20 protein-coding genes and 5 pseudogenes are annotated in these 22,297 nt (G+C 39.5%); 17 read left to right on the top strand and 8 right to left on the bottom strand.

The genetic code is table 11. The features are described from left to right. Nucleotides 1-221 precede the first annotated feature (221 nt). Nucleotides 222-413, top strand: a complete 192-nt coding sequence (locus O2S85_RS18825; protein ID WP_367746219.1) for a sporulation histidine kinase inhibitor Sda — start codon at nt 222-224, stop codon at nt 411-413. Between the two features lie 155 nt (nt 414-568). On the opposite strand, the gene spoIIP is transcribed toward O2S85_RS18825, so the two are convergent. The 3 genes from spoIIP to yhfH form a co-directional block, all read right to left on the bottom strand. Beyond that, entirely contained in the window at nt 569-1,690 is a 1,122-nt protein-coding gene (gene spoIIP / locus O2S85_RS12795; protein ID WP_269409705.1) for a stage II sporulation protein P, read from the bottom strand. Nucleotides 1,691-1,851: 161 nt separating this feature from the next. Then, entirely contained in the window at nt 1,852-3,663 is a 1,812-nt protein-coding gene (gene pepF, locus O2S85_RS12790) for an oligoendopeptidase F (RefSeq protein WP_269409704.1), read from the bottom strand. 245 nt (nt 3,664-3,908) lie between these two features. Beyond that, complete coding sequence (gene yhfH / locus O2S85_RS12785; protein WP_269409703.1) at nt 3,909-4,037, bottom strand: protein YhfH; 129 nt, start codon at nt 4,035-4,037, stop codon at nt 3,909-3,911. 277 nt (nt 4,038-4,314) lie between these two features. Between yhfH and lplA the strand changes: the two genes are divergently transcribed. The 13 genes and pseudogenes from lplA to O2S85_RS12720 all read left to right on the top strand — a co-directional run bounded on the left by lplA (nt 4,315) and on the right by O2S85_RS12720 (nt 11,783). Continuing rightward, on the top strand, nt 4,315-5,310 hold the full coding sequence (gene lplA, locus O2S85_RS12780) for a lipoate--protein ligase (RefSeq protein WP_269409702.1): 996 nt from the start codon (nt 4,315-4,317) through the stop codon (nt 5,308-5,310). 235 nt (nt 5,311-5,545) lie between these two features. Next, nucleotides 5,546-5,693: pseudogene (locus tag O2S85_RS18925) on the top strand (GNAT family N-acetyltransferase); the annotation flags it as partial. A gap of 197 nt (nt 5,694-5,890) precedes the next feature. Next, nucleotides 5,891-6,220: pseudogene (gene tnpA / locus O2S85_RS12770) on the top strand (IS200/IS605 family transposase); the annotation flags it as partial. Between the two features lie 34 nt (nt 6,221-6,254). After that, nucleotides 6,255-6,491 (top strand): hypothetical protein, encoded by a 237-nt coding sequence (locus O2S85_RS12765; protein ID WP_269409701.1) that lies wholly within the window; start codon nt 6,255-6,257, stop codon nt 6,489-6,491. 17 nt (nt 6,492-6,508) lie between these two features. Then, the gene (locus O2S85_RS12760) at nt 6,509-6,943 is read left to right on the top strand and encodes an ImmA/IrrE family metallo-endopeptidase (RefSeq protein WP_269409700.1); all 435 of its coding nucleotides are present in this window, start codon (nt 6,509-6,511) and stop codon (nt 6,941-6,943) included. A gap of 70 nt (nt 6,944-7,013) precedes the next feature. After that, nucleotides 7,014-8,177: a hypothetical protein gene (locus tag O2S85_RS12755; RefSeq protein WP_269409699.1), complete on the top strand. Its 1,164-nt coding sequence runs from the start codon at nt 7,014-7,016 to the stop codon at nt 8,175-8,177. 72 nt (nt 8,178-8,249) lie between these two features. Continuing rightward, a complete protein-coding gene (locus O2S85_RS12750) occupies nt 8,250-8,396 on the top strand; it encodes a hypothetical protein (protein ID WP_269409698.1) in 147 nt (48 codons plus the stop codon). A gap of 11 nt (nt 8,397-8,407) precedes the next feature. Next, nucleotides 8,408-8,779 (top strand): annotated as a pseudogene (locus tag O2S85_RS12745) (tyrosine-type recombinase/integrase); the annotation flags it as partial. 97 nt (nt 8,780-8,876) lie between these two features. Further along, nucleotides 8,877-8,978 (top strand): annotated as a pseudogene (locus O2S85_RS12740) (transposase); the annotation flags it as partial. Between the two features lie 5 nt (nt 8,979-8,983). After that, nucleotides 8,984-10,061 (top strand): annotated as a pseudogene (locus O2S85_RS12735) (RNA-guided endonuclease TnpB family protein). 142 nt (nt 10,062-10,203) lie between these two features. Further along, nucleotides 10,204-10,407: a GNAT family N-acetyltransferase gene (locus tag O2S85_RS12730; RefSeq protein ID WP_439649400.1), complete on the top strand. Its 204-nt coding sequence runs from the start codon at nt 10,204-10,206 to the stop codon at nt 10,405-10,407. After that, nucleotides 10,407-10,847: an NUDIX hydrolase gene (locus O2S85_RS12725; RefSeq protein WP_269409697.1), complete on the top strand. Its 441-nt coding sequence runs from the start codon at nt 10,407-10,409 to the stop codon at nt 10,845-10,847. The genes O2S85_RS12730 and O2S85_RS12725 overlap by 1 nt, the downstream gene beginning before the upstream one ends. A gap of 411 nt (nt 10,848-11,258) precedes the next feature. Further along, nucleotides 11,259-11,783 (top strand): competence protein ComK, encoded by a 525-nt coding sequence (locus O2S85_RS12720; RefSeq protein ID WP_269409696.1) that lies wholly within the window; start codon nt 11,259-11,261, stop codon nt 11,781-11,783. On the opposite strand, the gene O2S85_RS12715 is transcribed toward O2S85_RS12720, so the two are convergent. Next, entirely contained in the window at nt 11,731-12,120 is a 390-nt protein-coding gene (locus O2S85_RS12715) for a YhjD family protein (protein ID WP_269412579.1), read from the bottom strand. The genes O2S85_RS12720 and O2S85_RS12715 overlap by 53 nt on opposite strands. 212 nt (nt 12,121-12,332) lie before the next feature. Here O2S85_RS12715 and O2S85_RS12710 point away from each other — a divergent pair, with 212 nt between their 5' ends. The 3 genes from O2S85_RS12710 to addA all read left to right on the top strand — a co-directional run bounded on the left by O2S85_RS12710 (nt 12,333) and on the right by addA (nt 20,543). Beyond that, complete coding sequence (locus tag O2S85_RS12710) at nt 12,333-12,989, top strand: TVP38/TMEM64 family protein (protein WP_269409695.1); 657 nt, start codon at nt 12,333-12,335, stop codon at nt 12,987-12,989. Nucleotides 12,990-13,302: 313 nt separating this feature from the next. After that, entirely contained in the window at nt 13,303-16,830 is a 3,528-nt protein-coding gene (gene addB / locus O2S85_RS12705) for a helicase-exonuclease AddAB subunit AddB (RefSeq protein ID WP_269409694.1), read from the top strand. Further along, nucleotides 16,824-20,543 carry a helicase-exonuclease AddAB subunit AddA gene (gene addA / locus O2S85_RS12700; protein WP_269409693.1) on the top strand — a complete coding sequence of 1,240 codons (3,720 nt, stop codon included), beginning with the start codon at nt 16,824-16,826 and terminating at the stop codon, nt 20,541-20,543. The genes addB and addA overlap by 7 nt, the downstream gene beginning before the upstream one ends. A gap of 94 nt (nt 20,544-20,637) precedes the next feature. Here the strand turns inward: addA and O2S85_RS12695 are convergent, their stop codons facing one another. From O2S85_RS12695 to gerPC, 4 genes are all read right to left on the bottom strand, one after another. Next, complete coding sequence (locus O2S85_RS12695) at nt 20,638-20,856, bottom strand: spore germination protein (RefSeq protein WP_269409692.1); 219 nt, start codon at nt 20,854-20,856, stop codon at nt 20,638-20,640. 182 nt (nt 20,857-21,038) lie between these two features. Next, complete coding sequence (locus O2S85_RS12690; protein ID WP_269409691.1) at nt 21,039-21,455, bottom strand: spore germination protein GerPE; 417 nt, start codon at nt 21,453-21,455, stop codon at nt 21,039-21,041. A gap of 73 nt (nt 21,456-21,528) precedes the next feature. Then, nucleotides 21,529-21,708, bottom strand: coding sequence for a spore germination protein GerPD (locus O2S85_RS12685; RefSeq protein ID WP_269409690.1), 180 nt, complete (start codon nt 21,706-21,708; stop codon nt 21,529-21,531). Then, entirely contained in the window at nt 21,705-22,289 is a 585-nt protein-coding gene (gene gerPC / locus O2S85_RS12680) for a spore germination protein GerPC (RefSeq protein WP_269409689.1), read from the bottom strand. The genes O2S85_RS12685 and gerPC overlap by 4 nt, the downstream gene beginning before the upstream one ends. Nucleotides 22,290-22,297 lie beyond the last annotated feature (8 nt).

The raw sequence follows: 22,297 nt of genomic DNA, 5'->3' as shown, positions 1-22,297 counted from the left end.
CACTATTTTACGAAATGTTGTTTTAGGATAACCCGAAGTGTTCTGAGGACATGACCCGAAAATTGGCTTCTTGTTTTCATTCGTCACGTATGAAGGTTATTATTAATAATTCAATCTAATTAGACAAATTGTAACCTTTTGAGACATTACTGTTGTGAATTAAACACGATTATAGTACGATAGTAAAGATGTTTGTTTAATACGTTAAAGGAGCTTTAGTAATGGAATCAATATCAAATGAATTGCTCATTGAAGCATACTATAAAGCAACGCAAATGAAATTGGATAATCAGTTCATTCATTTAATCAAAAAGGAATTAAGCGAACGTTCCATATCAGTAGAAGAAACAACGGATAACTATCGGTTTGACAATGGCAATTACATAAAAAATAAACGGACATTATCTTACTGAATAATGGAATGGCTTTTTGAACCTTCACCTAAGGATTCACAAATGCAATACACCTAATCAACAACTTACCAACAAATAAAAAGGAAGCAACATTCCTGCTTCCTTTTTATCTCCTATTAAACTTGTTTAAAATGAGACGGATCTTTTATCCGTTTTTAACCGTTCACCTTTTTAGCATCTTTGATATATTCACTAAGGACATCGGCTAATGCATCTGCTGTATTTTGTAATTCTTTACTATCGTTATCTACACCACCAACTTCGATTACTATGGAACGGTTGGATAAATCTTGATTATAGACCCCGTCTCCTTCTGATTGATCTTTTTTGAAAATACCACGGCTGATTCCAGGGTACCTTTCTTCTATTTTGTCATTTAAGTCTTTGGCAAACTGTAAATTCTCTTCATAACCTTCATGAGCGACGCCAACTATAAAGAATAATTTTGCATATTTCTTCCCTTTAATATCGGTTGTTGTGACATCTTTTCGTTGTGCATCCCGGTGGATATCGATAAAGTAGTTGAGTGATTTGTTGGATGCCATAGCCTTTTCAACCGTCTCCCTGGAAAATCTGTAGGCATCATAGTAATCCCATCCTTTGGCATGCAATCCAGCTGTAACGTTGGTTGTATCATGTGCAGTATTTATTCCTGCATCTTTTAGATTATTGGCTAGAATAGATCCGACATAAAAGACATTTTCCTTATTATCGGTACTTGATGCCTCGCTCAGTTTTCCTTTTTTGCCCATTAAAGGAAAAAAGGCTTCCCATGCATGGCTGTGATAAATAAATACTTGTTTCGGTCCTGTGCTGTCAGTATCTTTATCCGATTCAGGCTGGTCCTCTTCTGGTTTATCTTTGTCTTCTTCCAACAGTTTATCAAAGTCTGGTGGTGGTGATTCGATAGGCATACTAGCGACATCATCGCCACTTCTGGAGATGTTAATGCCATGAGCATACGATTTTAACCCGGGTAATTCTACCTCCAATAAACTCGTGAAATTGCTGGGAGTAATCCCCGAGGTAACTTTAAACAAGACATGTGACAGATTTGGTGGTTCAATATCATTTTCCTCCAAGTTTGCTTTTAATGTTGGGATTTCTGTACTCATCATTAAGAGCAGTGTGTCGGTAATGGTATCTGATTGAGTTAACTGACCAATGAAGTCAGATTTGAAGTAGTTGCTCTGATTCGGCTGTGTTACGACGAAAATAAAGGACATGAGAATGACGATGCTTACGAAAATAACTAGGATACCTTGTCTGATCTTCATATAAAAATCCTTTCTAGTATGTCTTTATAAAAGGATATGCTAGATTTGGGTGAAATAGACTTCATTTATTGTGGTTTTATAGTAAGGGGAGATTAATTGATAGAATGGCAAGAAACCCTCATTCATAGATGGGTTGGAATGAGGATTTCTGAAGTTAATGATTATGCATAGCTTTTTTCTAGTTCATCGACGAGTTTACCAACATAAGCGACAGCAGAACGGATTGTATCCGGGTTTTCCATGTCCACACCAGCTTGTTTTATTAACTCCAGTGGTTTCATGGTGCCGCCGGATTTTAACACGTTTAACCAGCGGTCTACAGCCGGTTTCCCTTCTTGTTGAATCATTTGCGCGACTGTGGTTGAAACAGTTAGTCCGGCAGAATAGGTGTACGGATAAAGCCCCATGTAATAATGTGGCTGGCGCATCCAGGTTAATCCGGCACCATCATCGATTGTAACGTCTTTGCCCCAGAAGTTTACAATCGCTTCTTTCTTTTGGTTGCATAACACATCGGCAGTGATTGGGGTGCCAGCATCAGCAAGTGTGTAGATCCGGCGCTGAAATTCTCCTTCTAATAGATGAGTAATAAAATTATGATAGTACGTGCCGAGCATTTGGCTGATGACCCAGCGCCTCATTCGTTTGTCGTCTGTTTTATGCAAGAGATGATTGCCCAACAATAACTCATTTAATGTTGATGGTGCTTCAATAAAATATGTTGATGGTCTCGTGTTCACAAGGGATTGTTCTTTATGGGCGAGATAAAAATGTCCGGCATGCCCCAACTCGTGGGCAAGCAAAAACGTTCCCCGCATCATATCGGTCCAGGTCAACAAAATATATGGGTGCGTACCATAGGGACTGGAACAAAACGCGCCGGTTGCTTTTCCCACATTATCTGCACGGTCAATCCAACGGTCGCGTACCGCTGTTTCGATCATATCACTATATGCTGGTCCCATTATTTGTAAAGCCTCGATAATCGTCGCTGTTGCTTCTTCGTACGTTGTTTTTGGATTAAACGATGGATCAAGTGGTGCTTTTAAATCACAAAAACGCATTTCCATCAAACCAAGATCTTGCTGCTTTAATTTAACAAATCGACGCATGCTTGGGGCAAGTTCTTGTTGAATAATGTCCAATTGATTATTGTACATATCAGGTGTGACTTGTTGTTCATGCAATAACATCTCTGTTGCCGAACCATACCCACGCAAACGTGCCATTGTTACATGTTTGTTAACCTCGGTTGCATATGTAGCTGCATACGTGTTTTTATATCGATTTAATGTCTGGATAAAGGAATCATAAGCATTACGACGAATGTCTGTATCCGCGGTGATTTCATAGCGATCTTCATAGAGTGCTGCTGACATGGGCAGCTCATTTCCGTTTTGATCCTTGATGGGTGCAAACGCCATGTCTGATGACTTGCTACGTTCATAAATCATATATGGTGCATCATGTACTTCACTTAATGCAGCCAATATTTCCTCAATTTCCGGTGCAAGGGTATAAGCTTTACGCTCCAATTTATCCTCCAGCATTTTTCCGTATGTTTTTAATTGTGGTTCCTCTTGTAAATATTGGTCAATCGTGTGCTGGGATAATGTTAATAATTCGGAATCAATAAATGATAATTTTGCTCCGATTGCGGCTAATACGGAGGCTGTTTTTGCTGAATTGGCCTGATTTTGCGGGTCACTGCCATCACCACTTAGTTTCAGATTCGCATATGTCGCAATACGAATGATACGCGCTTGTAACTCCTCCAGCTGTTTTAAGCATGCAGTAAGTGTTGCCGCGTTATCTGTTACTTTCCCTTTGAATGGAGTGATTTGATCCGCTGTTGATTGAATGGTTGTTAATGCTTCTTCCCAGTCATGTTCTGATGTAAATAGATCACGTAAATCCCATGTTTGTTCCACAGGGACTTCTGAACGTTTTAATCGTTTTTTAGTAGTCGTCATATGTACGCTCCTTCCGATTATCATGTTTTCCAGTAACTAGTATAATACAAAATGAACAAGAATGATATGACTTTTCAGAAAAGCGATGTGGTGAGAAGGAGGAGATTACAGTAATTTATTTTGTGATGTCCAAAAAAAATAAACAGCCGAAGAATAGCTGCTTAACTCATTTATCCCACATGCGGGAAAGCTGTTATCTGATTGTTTTTGCGGTGTGTTATACTACAGAATTAATACCGTATCGTTTACCGTGCTGGATGATCACATTCGTCACAGACATTACCGTAGCAATCCGCTTTTTCTTCGATATCCTGACCACAACGCTGACACTTCTTCTTAGGCAACTTTTTAAAAAACTCAACGATGTTATCCATGTTCATCCCCCTTTGTTATAGTAACTGTATTGTATTACAACAGTATGCATTTTGTCAATAGTGTGTTACAACAAAATTATTTATAAAAGTCATTCTCTTGTGAAAGTAAATGGTTTCACAACCGTGCTGATAAAGGTTTTTTCGGTATAGAAAAGATCACTTTTTTAATAAAAATTTTAAATAGCATTGTTTGATCTATTCTTTTGCTTGCCTGTTCGGTTTGCATTACAATGAAAGTAGGACTTTTGTACAAGAAAAATGAGGAGGATACGTTAGAATGAAATTTATTGATAACAAGGGAATTACCGATCCAAGCGTAAATCTGGCGCTTGAAGAATATGTGCTGCAGAATTTTGGTGAAAAGGATACATATTTACTATTTTATATTAACCAGCCATCGATCATTATTGGCCGTAACCAAAATACGATTGAAGAAATTAATACAGACTATGTTGATAAAAATGGAATCAAGGTGGTGCGCCGTCTGTCTGGTGGTGGGGCGGTATACCATGATGAAGGAAACTTGAACTTCAGTTTTATTACCAAAGATGATGGGGACAGCTTTCAAAACTTTGCCAAGTTTACCAAACCAGTTGTCGAGGCACTGAATAAAATAGGGGTACCGGCAGAATTAAAGGGCAGAAATGATTTGGCAGCTGCAGGCCGAAAGATTTCCGGGAATGCGATGTTCTCGACAAAGGGTCGGATGTTCAGTCACGGGACATTGATGCTCGATTCGGAAATTGAAAATGTGGTAGCGGCATTAAACGTAAAACAAGAGAAGATTGAATCAAAAGGGATTAAATCGATTCGCAGCCGTGTCGCAAACATTTCTGAATTTCTCGATGAAAAGATTACGATGGACCAGTTTAAGGAATTGATTTTGCGCTACATTTTTGATGTGGACGATGTAAAGGATGTACCTCGTTATGAGTTGACTGAGCAGGATTGGGAGAACGTCTACCAAATTTCCCGTGACCGCTATCAAAAATGGGAATGGAACTATGGTAAGTCTCCATCGTTTAACGTACAAGCCTCATATAAATTTCCGGCTGGTCTTGTCGATGTTCGCTTAGATGTTAACAAAGGAATCATCGAAAACTGCAAAATTTATGGGGATTTCTTTGGCATTGGTGATGTTTCGGAACTGGAAAAACGTTTAATTGGTGTTCGCCATGAACGGGCGTCTATCGAGAAGGCGTTGGCTGATGTGGATGTATCCCATTATTTAGGGAAGATATCAAAGGAAGATTTGCTGAACTTGTTATATTAATTTATTTTCCTTGGGCTGTTGAAGTTAATGCTTTGGCAGCCTAATTTTTATAGGTATGGGGTGTTTTTGCCGAATGCCCCAAAAAGGTCAGTTCAGAATACTGTTTTTTTGAACCAGTTCATTCATTTAATCCTTCCCTAAAAAGCATAAAACGGGTGCGAATCAGGAATAAGAAATGGATATTCGCCTATGGTCTATGCTAGAATAAGCCTAACTTTATGTTGGAGGATGAACCATGGAAATTGGAACAATAAATAGATCAGATTACTATGTATTATCACCATTGAATAAATAATTGGTGGAGTGGGCGACAAATGTCAAACATGGTACCGAAATTATTTTTTGATCACTTTAACGACTCAAGTTTTATTGCTGAGGAAAATTAAAACAATCCATTGCTATCATTTACAGATTTTCCGAACGGGAAAGCCCACTTCTTTAGGTGTGGGATGAGAGTGAGGTCGGATAAGAAGTACCACTTAAACTGAATGGTTTTGTGGTGCTTCAAGTATCCGAAAGTTTCACTCTTTTTTGTTGTATATTCGTTACAGTTAATCGAATAAAATGATACAATAAATTTATGAATGAATATAGAAGAAACAACACAACCATATCATTAATCAACTATCATTTTGTTTTTTGTCCTCGATATAGAAGGAAAATATTTCTTCGTGCTGATGTGGAAGAACGTTTCAAGCAGTTGGTATAAGAAATATGTGAAAAACTTAGAATTGTCATTGTCGCTTTAGAATGTGACAAGGATCATACATATATGTTTCTCAATGCATTGCCAACGCTTAGTCCAGCGAATATCATGGCGAAAATCAAAGGAGTGACTTCTAAAAAATTGAGAGAGGAGACAACGCATCAGATGCAGCAAAGAAAAGATCAATCTTGGATTAAACAGTATTGCTGAACTTTTTGATATACGAACGGATTATCTAATGGGAAGATCCGCCGATCCAGAATTAACTGCAAAAGACGAAAAAGACATTGCAAAGCGTATGGAAAAAATGAGGAATGATTTAAAAGAAGGCAAAGGCGATGGACTGAATTATATGGGCGAACCCATGAGTGAGGAAGCTATTGAAACACTTTTAGAAGCACTTGAACATGCAGAACGCATTGCGACTTTGACGAATAAAAAATACACCCCTAAAAAACATAGAGATAAAGATTAGTTTAAGGGGGGTCAATTATGTGGATAAAAGAGATTGTGATAAAATTAGTAAAAAAATACGGAACCAATGATCCATTCGCAATTGCTTCTGCAAAAAATATTTATGTAATTGAACATAATCTTCATGAAGAAATATACGGCTTTTATAAATATATAAGAAGAAATAAGTTCATTTACATAAATTCAAATTCACAACCAGAGGTTAAACGCTACACTTGCGCCCATGAATTAGGGCATTCAGAAATACACCCCAGATTAAGCACACCTTTTTTAAAAAGACGCACATTGTTTTCCGTTGATAAAATAGAAACCGAGGCCAATCAGTTTGCGGTCGAGTTGTTATTGCCCGATGATGAACTTTATAAATTAAGCGATACCAATATGACTATTAAAGATGTAGCAGGTCTCTATGGCATTCCTAGTGAGGTTTCGCATTTAAAGGAATTTAAATAAAACACGGTCTATTGAGATCGTTTTATTATAGATTTGATATAGTTATATATTACTAGAGGGGGCATTTTAATTGAGTGAAGAAAAAAAGAAAAAGAAGGAAAGTATATCGGAACAAGCGACAAAGGCATTAGAATCCCAATATATCAAAGATGGGAATACACTTTATCGCGTGTCTGGAGTTACTGTAAAGGAAAAACGTCTAACTAATTTCTTTGCAGCATTTGACCAGGACGGAATTAAAATTTATGAATTTACGAGCGAAAAAGAATTAATATTTCATCGATCAATTGATTGGTCGGATTGGAAAGATGTAAAAATTGATCATTTTGCATTAAAATCCATCTTTTCATTTAGAAGTGACGATAATCAAGAGGAATTTATTGTTTCCGATGGTTCTGGAAAAGAAGTTGAAGAGCTTATTCGGAAGCATACAAAGATTCATGTAATCAATCAATCTCGGAAATGGTACCAAAAAATTCTAGGGTTCCGTTCAGGAAGTAAATGGAAAATGATCACTGCTAGTTTGATATATTTAGTTATCATTTTCGGGATAATTGGTGCATTTACCGGAAACGACGAAGAAAAAGCATCTGGTGAACCGAAACAAGAAGTTGAGAATGAAGAAGCTAAACCCGTAAATAAAACTGTAGACAAAAAAGAGGAAGCCAAAAAGGCCAAGGAAAAGAAAGCCGCTGCTGAGAAGAAGAAAGCTGCCGAGAAGAAGAAAAAAGATGAAGAGAAAGCCGCAGCTGAAAAGAAGAAAAAGGAAAAAGCTAAGAAAAAGAAAGAAAATAGACCCATAGATGAAAAACTAAAGGAAGATAATAAAAATATAGTGAGTACGAATTTAGATGACGATGGTAATTTAAAAATAGAATTTGATGGAGACGATTCTTTTAGTGTGAACACTATGGTGTCAAATCAATCAATGAACGCGTTGGAAGCAATGAAAATAGCTTTTGGTGACAAAAAAGTAAACAAGGTTACTGCTGTTGTCACAGGTACAATGACTGACACGAAAGGAAATGAATCCAAAGAAGAAGTTATTTCAATAACTTATAACAGGGATACCTTTGAAGAACTAAACTACGATAACTTTCATAAAATGGCTTATGGCGAGGAATGGCGCATCTATAATGAGTCGGATTATTACTATTTTCATGTTGGTGTTTACTATGATTTGAAAGATAAAATTAAAGATAATTTAGCATACGGCGCTAATAAGGTGAGTTAGGTGTACAATCACGTACACCCTCTTTTACACAATTAAACAGAACCTACGTTCCCCGATTTAAGGGGGTGAAGCATGATGCAGAAGGAATTTGATCCAGGAAAAACAGTTAAAATCCCTGTTTATTCTAGCATCAAATTAATAAACGGGATACTTATCTATGAGTTAGAAGGATATGAAGACATTCCTGTTGGTCTTTTAACCGATCCAACAGAACAATAGGAGGGATTCGCATGGCAAAAGGACATGCTAGACCGCGTGGTAACGGTAAATGGCAATTAGAAGTTGATTTAGGCAGTTATACAGACATAAATGGTAAAAGAAGACGGAACAAAAAATATAAAACGATTGATGCAAAAGGACAACGGTATGCAGATGAACAACTGATCCAATTCGTTGCCAAAGTCACTGGAAAAGGATATTTTGAGCCGCAAAAAATAAACTTTGTGGACTTTGTGTACAATGAATGGCTGCCAAAATGTGCAAAAAGGAGATTGGCTCACACTACATTAGAAAGACATATTTATTACTTGGAGTTGCGTATCCTACCGGCATTTCAACATTTACGGCTGGACCAAATAAAACCGGCCCATATTATTAATTTTCTTCAAAACTTAGAAGAAAAAGGAATGCGTTCAGATGGCAAGGAACTAGCGAGTTCAACTATTTTCTACCATTATAGGATTTCCTCATCTTCAGCACTTGTCAAGTCTTTGGACACGTTCTTATTTTGTATCAACCGCGAAAAATGCATCGAGTGAAACTATTAAACGCTATGTTGAACAACAAAAAACAAGGGGGTGAATAGCATGTCGCAAACGATAACAATTAAAATTAAACTACTTGCAACGAAAGAACAGTCTTCTATTTTGTATGAGATGAGCCAAACGTATATCTCTACCATCAATACGCTTGTATCTGAAATGGTCAAGGAAAAGAAAAGCACGAAGAAATCAAGCAAGGATATTCATATTCCTCTACCAAGTGCAGTGAAAAACCAAGCAATTAAAGACGCTAAAAGTGTTTTCAAAAAAGCGAAGAAGAATAAATATGAAGTTGTTCCCAATTTAAAGAAGCCTGTCTGTATTTGGAACAATCAAAACTATTCCTTTGACTCCACCCATATTTCAGTGCCCATTATGGTTGGTGGAAAAGTAAAGAAAACTCCAATTCGTGCTTTATTGATTGATAAAGATAACCGTAATTTAGAGTTGATTAAACACAACAAGTTAGGTACACTACGCATAACGAAAAAGTCAGGTAAATGGATTGCCCAAATTTCCATCACGCTCCCTACAATCGAAAAAACAGGTACAAAGATAATGGGTGTCGATTTAGGACTTAAAGTTCCTGCTGTTGCAGTAACAGACGATGGTAACGTACGATTCTTTGAAAATGGCAGACAAAACAAATTCAAAAAGCGAGTGTTTCGTTCAAAGCGTAAAATCTTAGGAAAAAAGAAAAAGATAAACACCATTCGCACGCTCGATGATAAAGAACAACGTTGGATGAAAGACCAAGACCATAAGGTTAGTCGAGCAATTATAAACGTTGCAAAAGAAAATAACATTTCCGTCATTCGCTTAGAACAGTTGGCGAATATTAGGGAAACGACAAGAAACAGTCGTAAAAACGAAAAAAACTTGCACACATGGTCATTTTATCGTCTATCACAATTCATTGAATACAAAGCAAAGTTAGAAGGCATAAAGTTGAATATGTAAACCCTGCCTACACCAGTCAAACATGCCCAAAGTGTTCTACAAGAATAAGGCAAAAGACAGAAAATACAAGTGTACATGTGGATTTGAAAAACATCGTGATTTAGTTGGTGCAATGAATATTCGTTATGCACCTGTGATTGATGGTGGTAGTCAATCAGCCTAAGATGCTATATGCACTGTCTTAGGAGGGGCAATGAGATGCCCTCATCTTGAAGGCTGTTCAAAACAGAAATGGACTGCGAACGCATAGTCATTCAAGAATCCCACCCGTAATATCGTAAGGTATAGGGCTTGCGGCTTTAGCCGTGGGAGTCTCAAAGAGATGCTTCGTAATTGGGTTCAAAAACTTAGGTTATCACCGTATCGAGGCTCATATCAATGTAGATAATACACCTTCCATTCGATTAATAGAGCGTGTAGGAATGGTTTATGAATGCACGAGAAAGGGATTTATTTACGAGTTTGGTGACTGGACCATAAGGCTGAGGAAATATTCATGGGGGAATTAATGATGGCGATTAAAAAAGCATATGGTTATGTAACAAGAGTTAAAGAAGGCAGAACGCAAATATTGGTATTCCGCCATCCTGTTACTGAAGCTGGCATACAGATCCCCAAAGGTACTATAAAGTCCAAAGAAAGCACTTATAATGCAATAATTAGAGAAATTAAAGAAGAAACAGGATTGAAAAACTTTGAGATTGAAAAGCTAATTGCAGAAGATTATTGGGAAAATGATGATGGTATTATACATAATAGATTTTTTTACAAAATAAATGTATCAAATGTTCCAGACAAGTGGGATTACGAACCAACAGGTGGAGAGGATGAAGAAGGGCTAACTTTCCATTTTTTTTGGATTTCTTCGGAGAATGAGGTTAAACTCATTCGGGGACACGGAGATTATTTAAACCTCATTTTTAATTCATGTTCGTCTAAAGGGCAATAATCTGGAATTTTTAATCAAAGTGCCATTGTTCAATCAGAAAGTGGGGACATCTCAACGTATCATGCTTGTTGTTCTCTCCGTAATTAGCAATGAAACGTTTCAAATTGGGAATAAAATTAAATTGGGATACGATAGCATTATCAAGAATCAGATCCTGCCCAAATCAATACAATTTCAGTTGAATTGACCGAGTAATGAGCCAAACATTTTCAGGGAGTCTGGGCAAAACCCCCCATATTGAACATTCTCAAAAAAATGTAAGGCCAAAGGAAATATCTTAATTTACTCTAAAATAAAGATTTTTTTAAGAAAAATGTCTTTTTGGGTATCTTTTTACCTATAAATTTGGTAAATTAGTAATAGTCCTCTTTCTAATTCATGGAACAATTATAGGAAGGAAGTAATGTAAAAATGGAAAATAATTATTATTTTAACCCAACTTATGAAGTGACGCCGCTAACAATGGCGGTATTGGTACATCGTGATGAATCCGGAAAGGTGTCTGCGCGAATTTTGGAAGAACAGGATGAATTTATTGTAAGACAATCACCGACCAAAATTATCGATTATGCATGCAAGTTTTTCGGTGCAAGTCTTAAGGGCCGCCAAGATGGAACCCGGGATATATGTGGCATTACACATAAGGCTCCGATCTCGATTGACCCTGCAAGCGGCATGTATTTCTTTCCAACATTTTCACCGTCAAGTGCCAATTGTTCCTGGATTGCCCATTCGCATATTGACGAAGTGTATAAGGTAACAAACAGACAGACGGAAATAGCATTTAAAACAGGTAAAAGGGTAATTCTTGATGTTTCCGTTGGTTCCGTATTAAATCAGATCCAGCGAACAGCTCAATTTCGCTATCTTCTCGACAATCGAATCAGGTATTTGCAGAAGCACTCGGTTGAAATAGTGGCAGAGCCCTATGCATAAGCTCATGGATGATGGCTTCAACTTTTTTTCGGATGGCTGGATTAAAATAATTGCGTTTTTCTTCACGGCCTTCGCACAAGAAAAGGTAGGACGAAAAGGAATCATTCTTATTTAAGGTGACAACTTTCATGTGTTTTTTCCTCATTACATCCCGTAGCTTACGTCGCTCATTCATTGCTTCAGTAGTCATTCTATCCAGGAGTTCCATATACGGCTCTTTTATCTTGAATGAACCTGATTCAATTGTTTGCATATCTTGTTCCATAACAATCAATGCCATGGACAGAAACAAAAAGCGTGAAGCCACTTCGATTTCCTCATCACTTAGATAACGCATCATGAATCTCCTCCGATGAAACATTTGTTCTATTTAATTATACGATAATCACGTACAAAAAACACTAAAATCTTTAATTTTGTTCATAATGGATAGAAAGAGGCAAAAAAATTAGCTGGTCATGCTATGCAGACACTGATTATTCCATTAAAATAAATATTATAGTCAGATGATAACTCGATGTGATGTTTGTGTGAGGGGATTATAGCTAAATGTTTCTAACGGACTTAAGTATTAAAAATTGGCGAATGATTGTTGAAAATGATTTACTGGATGAATATATTGAACAGCTTTTGGACAACTATCAGCAACTCGGGCCGTTACCAGGGATATTACTACCATTGCTCGAAGCCTTTTTACCATTTTTGCCACTGGTCGTGTTTGTCTTCGCAAATGCAGCAGCATATGGTTTGTTTTGGGGTTTTTTACTTTCATGGTTAGGTTCAAGTCTCGGCGCGATCACTATTTTTATTATTATTCGTAAGCTTGGTCGAAAGCGGATCTTTACGGCCATTCGGAAAAATAAACAGGTACATAAAGTGACAGCCTGGTTTGAGCGCCATGGCTTTGGACCTTTATTTTTATTAATGTGTTTTCCGTTTTCCCCGTCGGCAGTTATTAATATTGTTGCTGGATTATCAAAAGTCAGTTTGCAACAATTTATACTAGCTGTTCTGATGGGGAAATCGGTGATGATCTTTACTATGGCATATGTCGGAGCCAGTATTATGTCATTTGCCAAACATCCTGTTCGTACGATTGTTATTGGTATCTGTATTGTCCTATTTTGGATCCTGGGCAAATACATAGAAAAACGCTTGCAAAAGAAAGGTGAAACCCAAGGAACGTCCCATTGGAATGACGATTAACTGGCAGGAAAACAGGGGATGAAGAGAATAACCTAGTAGGAACATATGAGGAAATTGAATTAAATGAAAAACCGGTCACCAAAATCTATGGTTGAATTAATGAATAAAAATGGTGATGATAAACTAGCCAGCGTAGTGTTTTTCCGTAGCGATTGCATAAATCAAAATTACATCTAATCTGTCAACCATAGATTTTGGTTAAGAGTCTGAAAAACCGATCATCATTTAAATAAGTATAATTAAGCTTTCTTCTTTGGTAAAATGGAAGAAAGCTATTTTTTTGCTGAAAAATGTCTGTTGGAGAGGGGATTACATGGGGATTCGCTTTTTATTAGGTACTGCCGGCACGGGGAAGAGTGGCCGAATGCTGGATGAAATGAAACAAATGCTGTTGGAGGATCCACAAGGTCCACCAATCTTTTATATCGTTCCGGATCAAATGACGTTTCAACAAGAATATGCCTTATTTGATGATAACCTTATTCAAGGGAGTACAAGGGCAAATGTCGTCAGTTTTTCCAGACTTGCCTGGCGGATATTACAAGAAACCGGCGGGGGGACAAAACAGTTTATTAGTTCCATCGGCATTCAAATGATGCTGAGAAAGATTATTGAGGAAAAACAATCAGACTGGCGGGTGTTCCAAAAAGCGATGGAGAAACAGGGATTTCTTGATCAGCTGGAAAAAATGATTACCGAGTTCAAGCGTTACAGCATTACTCCGGAAATGTTGAAAATGGAAATGGAACACATCAATCAATTTACCCATAAAGAACCTGGAGAAGTGGCATTAACAAATAAACTGCAAGATTTGACTTATTTATATGAAAAATTATCCATTGCGTTACATGATAAATACATTGATAGTGAGGATCAATTACGATTACTGGCGGAAAAAATCAGGCAGGCACCGATACTGGATGATGCCATTGTTTACGTTGACGGATTCCACCGATTTACCCCGCAGGAATTGTTTGTAGTGGAGGCGTTGTTGAACAAAGTCAGCTGCGTTACTATCGGCTTAACCGTTGATGATCCGGAAGAAACCAAACCTTCAGAATTGGATCTGTTTTATCAAACGAAGGAAACCTATCAAACTTTGAAAGCCGTGGTAGAAGAAAATCAAATTCCCATTGAGGAAACAATAAAAATGAACCCAGCGTATGGAAGATTTAAGGGGAGTCCTGCTTTTTATCATTTAGACGCTAATTTCGATAATCGGCCGGCACCGAAATATAAAGGGGCTGTACCCATTCAGATTGCCGAGGCGGTACATCCGCGCGCGGAAGTAGAAGGAGCGGCACAGGAAATCATTCGCTTAGTTAGAGAAGAGCATTACCGGTATCGGGACATGGCTATTTTTATTCGGCAGCCGGAAACTTATCATGACCTGATTGACACGATTTTTGCAGATTATGGTATCCCCGTGTTTGTCGATGAGAAGCGAACGATGCTGAATCATTCTTTGATCGAATTGATTCGTTCTGCCCTTGATATGGTACAGGGGAATTGGCGCTATGATGCAGTTTTCCGGGTGCTAAAGACAGGATTTATCCCGATCGCGGATAAAGAATATCCATTAACAAATGATGCCATTGATGAATTGGAAAATTATGTGTTGGAGTATGGTATCCGTTCACGGGCACGCTGGATGAGTGAAGAAGACTGGGAATACAGTCGTTTTCGCGGATTTGATCAGACGGCACAGACTGATGCGGAAAAGCAGACACAAAAACGGATTAATGCCTATCGTCGTCAAGTAGTTCAGGCGCTACAGTCATTTGATGAAAAAATCCGAAAAGCACAAACGGTTGCCGGGATGTGTGAAGTCCTGTTTACATGGCTGGAAGAACTTCGTGTACCAAAACGTCTGGAACAGCTAAGGGATACCTTTGATGAAGCAGGTCAAATTGAAAAGGGACGTGAGCAGGAACAAGTCTGGGAGGCCATTGTCCAATTGATCGATGAAATGGTCGAAATTGCCGGTGATGAACCGATGGAATTAGCCACGTTTCGTACCACCCTTGATGCTGGTTTGGAATCGTTGAAGTTTGCGCACGTCCCACCAAGCATGGATCATGTGATTGTTGGGACCATTGACCGTTCCCGGATTAGCGGCAAGAAATGTGCGTTTTTACTTGGTGTAAATGACGGCGTTTGGCCGATGAAACCACAAGCAGACGGGATGATTAATGAGCGCGAACGGGAGCTGCTGGCGACACATGGATTAAGACTGGCTGATAGCAGTAAGCGTCAATTATTGGACGATTGGTTTTATATGTATCTGGCTTTTACAGCGGTAAGTGAACAAATGTGGATTAGTTATCCGTTAAGTGATGAAGAGGGAAAAGCGAAAATGCCTTCCCAACTGATTAAGCGCATGGAGGATTTATTTCCGTCTTGTTGTGAACATTTGCTGTTGCAGGATCCAGATGAATTATTCGATGCACAGGCGTTCATCACAACACCGGTTAAAACGAGAGCAGCATTAACCGCACAACTAAGCCGAAAACGAAAAGGATACCCGGTTCAGCCGATTTGGTGGTATGTTTTGAACTGGTATATTGAAAATACGAGGAAGTTTGGTACAACCTATTCCATTTTACAAAGTCTGTATTATCGTAATCAGCCTGTTGATTTGTCAGAAGAAACAACAAAAGAACTTTATCCCAAAGAAGTGAAGGCCAGTGTTTCCAGGCTGGAAATGTATTATCGCTGTGCATATCAGCATTTCGCCAAATACAGTTTAGGCCTGGACGAACGGCAAACCTATCAATTGGATGCACCAGATATTGGCCAGCTGTTCCATGAAGCATTAAAACAGATTACTGAATGGGTTCAACAGGCAGGAAAAGATTATGCGCAACTGACGAAACAGGAGACCGATCATTATGCCCAACAAGCGGTCAACCATCTTGCGCCAATTTTGCAACACCAGATTTTACACAGCTCGAATCGCTATCAATACATTCAGCAAAAATTGCAAGACGTCATTGCTCGTGCTGCCTATGTGCTAGGCGAACAGGCACGGCAAAGCAATTTTTCACCGGTTGGACTGGAGCTTGACTTTGGTATGGGGGATAATCAAACACTTAAGCCAGTGAGACTACCCCTTAAAAATGGATTTGAATTGGTCTTGCGCGGCCGTATTGACAGGGTAGACAAGGCGCTGGATCAGGAGCATTTATTCCTGCGTATCATTGATTACAAATCAAGTGCCAAAGGGTTGAATCTGGTAGAGGTATACTATGGCCTTGCCTTGCAGATGCTTGCTTATTTGGATGTTGTTCTGTCCCAATCTGAACAATGGCTGGGTGTAAAGGCTACGCCAGCGGGAGTACTCTATTTCCATGTGCATAATCCAATGATTTCAGCAAAACAAAAAATGGACGACCAAGAAATTGACCAGGAAATCTTTAAAAAATACAAAATGCAGGGACTTCTGCTTGCTGATGAAACTGCCGTCAAGTTAATGGATACATCACTGGAGTCAGGATCAAGTCAGATTGTACCGGCAGGCGTGAAGAAAAATGGCGGATTTTACAGCAGTTCACGGATTGCTGATGAGGAAACTTTCCATATTCTCAAAGACCATATTCAACAGTTAATGGTTCGTGCCGGTGTTGATATGACAGAAGGTAAAGTCCATTTAAACCCATACCAGCATAAACAAAGGGTTGCTTGTACCTTTTGCCCATATCGCTCGGTTTGTCAATTCGATCCGACTCTGGAAGAAAACAATTATCGCAAGCTAACGGATCGAAAGGACGATGAAATTTTGGAAGAACTGCGTAGAAAAGTAGATACCGGTGCCGGACAAACGGAGGGAGAACAATGGTAAATTGGACGAATGAACAGCATGAGGCGATTTATACTGATGGCAGTGATATTTTGGTGGCAGCAGCGGCTGGATCTGGGAAAACGGCAGTCTTGGTGGAGCGGATAATTCAAAAATTGATTCGTGCGGATAACCCGGTTGATATCGATACATTGCTTGTCGTTACTTTTACCAATGCAGCGGCTCAAGAGATGCGCAACCGTGTTGGTCTTGCCCTGGAAAATAAGCTGGCAGAAAATCCATCATCCAACCATTTGAAAAAACAATTATCCTTGTTGCAGCGTGCGCAAATTTCAACTTTGCATTCTTTTTGTCTGGATGTCATCAGGGAATATGCGTACTTGTTGGATATCGATCCAGGATTTCGAATTGCCAATGATATGGAGACTGATTTGATCCAGCAAGAGGTCATTGCTGATTTATTTGAGGAATGGTATGGCAAGCAAGGAGAGGAACAGCAGAAGTTTTTTGCGGTGGTTGATCGCTTCTCCAGTGATCGCAATGATAATGATGTGGAAGACCTTGTGCTGAAATTGTATACATTCTCCGAACAAAATCCATGGCCGGACCAGTGGCTGGATCGCCTTGTCGACACGTATGATGTGCCAGATCAATGGACTGAGCAGGATTTGCCTTGGCTTTCGATCATCAAACGGGAGATAAACAGTCAATTCACAGCGATCAAAGAGGAAATGGAACGTGCCCTGGATCTGACAAAGGAAAATGATGGGCCATACCATTATGCGGATGCCATTGATGCAGATATCAATCAATTGCATGAGGCGTTATCGAAATTTGCTTCGTGGGATCAATTACAAGCCTTTATGCAAACAAGTACATTTACCAAACTATCCGGCAAACGAGTGGACTGTAATGAGGACAAGAAGGCAAAAGTCAAAGCATTGCGTGATAGTTACAAAAAACGCTGGAATGAGATGAAGGAAAGCTGGTTTACCCGTAATCTCACCGGACATGTTGCGGATATGCAGGAATTGGCACCGGTTATCAGGCAGCTGACCGAACTCGTGAAACAATTTAAACAACGGTTCACCGAACAAAAACGGGAAAAAGCAATTGTCGACTTTTCCGATTTGGAACATTATTGCCTGCAGCTGCTGATGGACGATACATCTGATCCGCAGCATGTCGTTCCATCTAGTGTTGCCCGTCAGTTCAAGACCAAGTTTACTGAAGTACTGGTTGATGAATATCAGGATACCAACTTGGTGCAAGAGACCATTTTAAAATTAATCAGTGATCAGGATGGTTCTGGGAATATGTTCATGGTTGGCGATGTGAAACAAAGTATTTACCGATTTCGTCATGCTGAACCATCTTTGTTTATTGATAAATATAAACGGTTTGCTGAACAAAAATCACCAGCGAAACGGATTGATTTGGCCAGTAATTTTCGCAGCCGGAAGCAAGTTTTAATAGGAGCAAACTATATTTTTAGGCAGATCCTTGATGAAGACGTAGGGGAGATTAATTATGATCAGGATGCAGAATTAATTTATGCCAACCATATGTACGATACCCTTGAACTGCCACAGGCGGATCCGGAACTTGTAATTATTGATCGCGAAGCACCTGAGGAAGATCAGGTGACAGAAGACGATGAGGAGAACTATCAGGACTTGGAGAAAGCCCAGCTGGAGGCGCGTGCCTACGCAGAAAAAATAAAGAGGTGGGTAGGCCAAAGGGATGAAAAACCATTGCAGGTAGTCGATAAGCGAACACAGACACAGCGGGATGTAAGATATCGTGACATCGTTATTTTATTGCGCTCCATGACCTGGGCACCGACAATTGCCGATGAACTGAAAAAACAAGGGATCCCTGTTTATGCGGAGTTATCCACAGGCTATTTTGAAGCGATTGAAGTAAAAATCATGATCAGTTTATTAAAGATCATTGATAACCCAAGACAAGATATTCCGCTTGCCTCTGTATTGCGCTCGCCAATCGTCAGTCTGAATGAAGAGGAATTGGCCAGGATACGTCTGGCGGATAAGCGTCATACGTATTATGATGCACTACGGCGATTTACCGATAATGAAACCGATGAATTAGCGGAAAAATTGCGGCCGTTTATGGAGCAGCTGGAACGCTTTCGTGTCGCTGCCAGACAAGGGGCATTATCGGAATTGATCTGGCAAATTTACCGGGAAACAGGTTATTATGATTTTGTCGGAGGTATGCCAGGTGGTCGGCAACGTCAGGCAAATTTAAGGGCACTGTATGATCGTGCTCGTGGCTACGAGACGACATCGTTCCGCGGTTTATTTCGTTTCTTGCGGTTTATCGAACGGATGGAAGAACGCGGTGATGATCTTGGAGCAGCCAGGGCGCTTAGTGAACAAGAAGATGTTGTCCGCATGATGACCATTCACAGCAGTAAGGGACTCGAATTCCCAATTGTCATTGTTGGGGCAATGGATAAATCATTTAATCTGATGGATCTCAACCAGCGCTATTTATTGCATAAAGATCTTGGGTTTGCCAGTAAGTATATTGATCCGGTAAAACGGATTACCTACCCAACCCTTTTGTTTCATGCCTTTCGGAGTGAAAAATTGCGTGAACAATTAGCGGAGGAAATGCGTGTTTTGTATGTTGCCTTAACCAGGGCAAAAGAAAAACTGGTTATGGTTGCCAATGTTGCTTCATTCGAAAAGAAACAAGCAAAATGGCAAAAGATGGCTGACCATGAAGCCTGGGTCTTACCAGCACAGTATCGGCTGGAAGCGAAAAGTTACTTGGATTGGGTGGGCCCGGCCTTGATCCGGCATCAGGCCAATGGTTTGCTCAGGACAGAGGATGTCGGTGATGCCGTGTTGGATCCGATCAAAATTGATCCATCAACATGGAAAGTTTTTGTTGTTCATGGAAGTGATTATACCAATCTGGAAAAAGTGGACGAGTATGTAGATGAGGTGCTAAAAGAAAGTGTTACGACATGGCAGCCGCTTGAGCTTACCGATGAAGAGCAGATGCATATGGTTGATGAACGTCTATCATTTCGCTATCCATTTCCGCAGGCGCAAACAGCCCGGGCCAAACAAACGGTTACGGAACTAAAACGGCAACGGGAAGTAAAGGATGATTATAGTGATATGCGGCTTGTCCAGCCGTTTCATGCGCCAATTGTCAAACGGCCAAAATTTATGCAAACAGAGAAGTCCATTTCAGCTGCAGAGCGTGGGACAGCAATGCATACGGTGATGCAGCATATCCCGCTTACCCGTAGCTTAAATAAAGCAGAGATAGCGGAATTTATTGAAGAACTGGTCGGCAGGGAAATTTTAACCGCTGATGAGGCAGCTATTATTGATACAGAGGCGATCGAGCAATTTTACACAACGGGTATTGGCACATCTCTTGTAACTGCGCCTACTGTCTATCGCGAAGTGCCATTTAGTCTTTCACTTCCAGCAAGCGAGGTTTATGCCAACTGGGAAAGTGACACAGATGAACGGGTACTGGTGCAAGGCGTGATTGATTGTATTATTCATACAGAAGACGGTTGGGTCATTGTCGATTATAAAACCGATGCGATTGATGGAGAAGCAACGCAAGGAATTATCCAGCAGCTGCGTGAACGGTATCAGACGCAGATAAAACTCTATAAACAGGCGTTGGAGACAGTTTGGCAGCAGCCGGTTAAAGAAGCGTATCTTTATTTTTTTGCCAAACAACTACTGGTTAAAGCATAATTGTGACGATGGTGTTCAATTCATCTTTTTAGATCAGTCAACTTATGAATAGCGTCGGTCCTCCGTAGTACAATGATGACGGAGGACCGATGTGTTAGGTGTTTCCTGCAATTAGTTGATCAATCATGTCGGGATCAACTGGATTGGTCGAGCTAAATCCGGTATTTGTATTAATAAAATCTCCCGTATTCATTGAACCGGAGCCGGTAGCGGTTTTTGCAGTGCTCTTTGGCGAGAGATAAAAGGAGTCACCAAAGTTTACCACCCCTCCAGTAATGCTGTTAACTTTTAGCGGACCTACAATAGATGGCATTTTTCCACCTTCCTAATCCTTGGTATGATAACGATAAATGAGTCCAAAAGACGTTAAGCTTAAACCGTACTTTTAAAAATGTCTAAGGTAAGTCTTTTGAACTTCTTTCATATAAGGTATGAACGATATATGTGCCTTGTGTAGTTTGTTATATATATTTTGGAGGTGTATAAGTTTGGATTTTAATCCTGATTATTTTTGTTGGCGTTTCCCGAACTTGAAGCCGCCGCATTTGGTTCCAAAATACGAAAATGTTTGATCCGGGCGTCCGCAGTGATGTCGCTAATACTGCCTACCTGCAGAATGGAAGAGACCGAAACATAACCAAATTGAAAGCGATTTAGACAGATGAAAGGTTTGTGATGATAAATTTGCTGGTGAACTGGAACCGGTTCTTCAATCCATTTGGCAGGCATGGAGTAGATTGGATAGTTGGAAAATATGACTTGATCTCGCTTTGAAAAGATAGGACCCTGCTCTTGTACCGCAGATATTTTTGCTTTTGGCCTGGCTATTTCTGTGTCACCTATTGCTAAAATAGAACTAAAGGCGACGGCAACACCCTCTAATTGTTTGACATCAGCAGTTCGTTTTTCCATATAACATCACCTTTTTTAGTTGAAATAAATATGTTTATTCAATCCAGAACCCGTTTAACCGGGCGAAGCGTTATTAACCCTGTGGTGCTAATGGGACAATGGTTCCAATGGTAAATGCTTCTGGTGGTGTATCAAAAAATGAGGATAGTTTCATTTCATCGTTATCACCGATTAAAAATACTGATGATGCGGAAACTGCCGCAATATCGACATTCCCAACACATAATTCCCAATTGTGAACTACCAGATTCATTGATCTTTACCTTCTTTCCCATTACCTTGCATATAGGTAATTAGTGATTGATGGATTTCGTGTTTAATTTGATCCTTAACATAGTTCATGATCTGATCTTCTGTTGCCAGGTTATGGTTATTTCTGACTTCCTGCTCGTGAACATGAATTCGTTGTGGCAGCTGTTTTTCAATATCCTGAAGCATGACATGTTGGAAGTTTTCATTAACCGGATGCTGATACTGCTCAGCTAAATGTTGAATTATTTTTGGACCTTCCTGATAGATATGATTACGTAAATCAGTTTGTAATGTCTGATTTAACGGTACTTTTTCGTCTGGTGGGTTTGTCTGGTTAACCCCGAATTCGTCCATCTTCGCCAGGTCACTCGGTGAGAGGCCAATATGCAAGGTCCCATCCAGTCGTTCGATTTTTAACTGATCGAAGTTATATTCTATTTTTTCAATCGTGGTTGGATTTTTCTTTTGTGATGTTTGTTCCATTTGCTGAAGTCTTGATTCCAGATCTTTGATTTTTTGATCCTGTGACCGGATATGCTGATGAAGGTCGTAAACATAATTCATCCATTCATTTGGGTTCATGAAAATCT

Source organism: Lentibacillus daqui (genome assembly GCF_027186265.1).
Classification (GTDB): Bacteria; Bacillota; Bacilli; order Bacillales; family Amphibacillaceae; genus Lentibacillus_C; species Lentibacillus_C daqui.
Note: the sequence above shows the minus strand (reverse complement) of the source record. Positions and strands in the feature narration are given on the sequence as shown.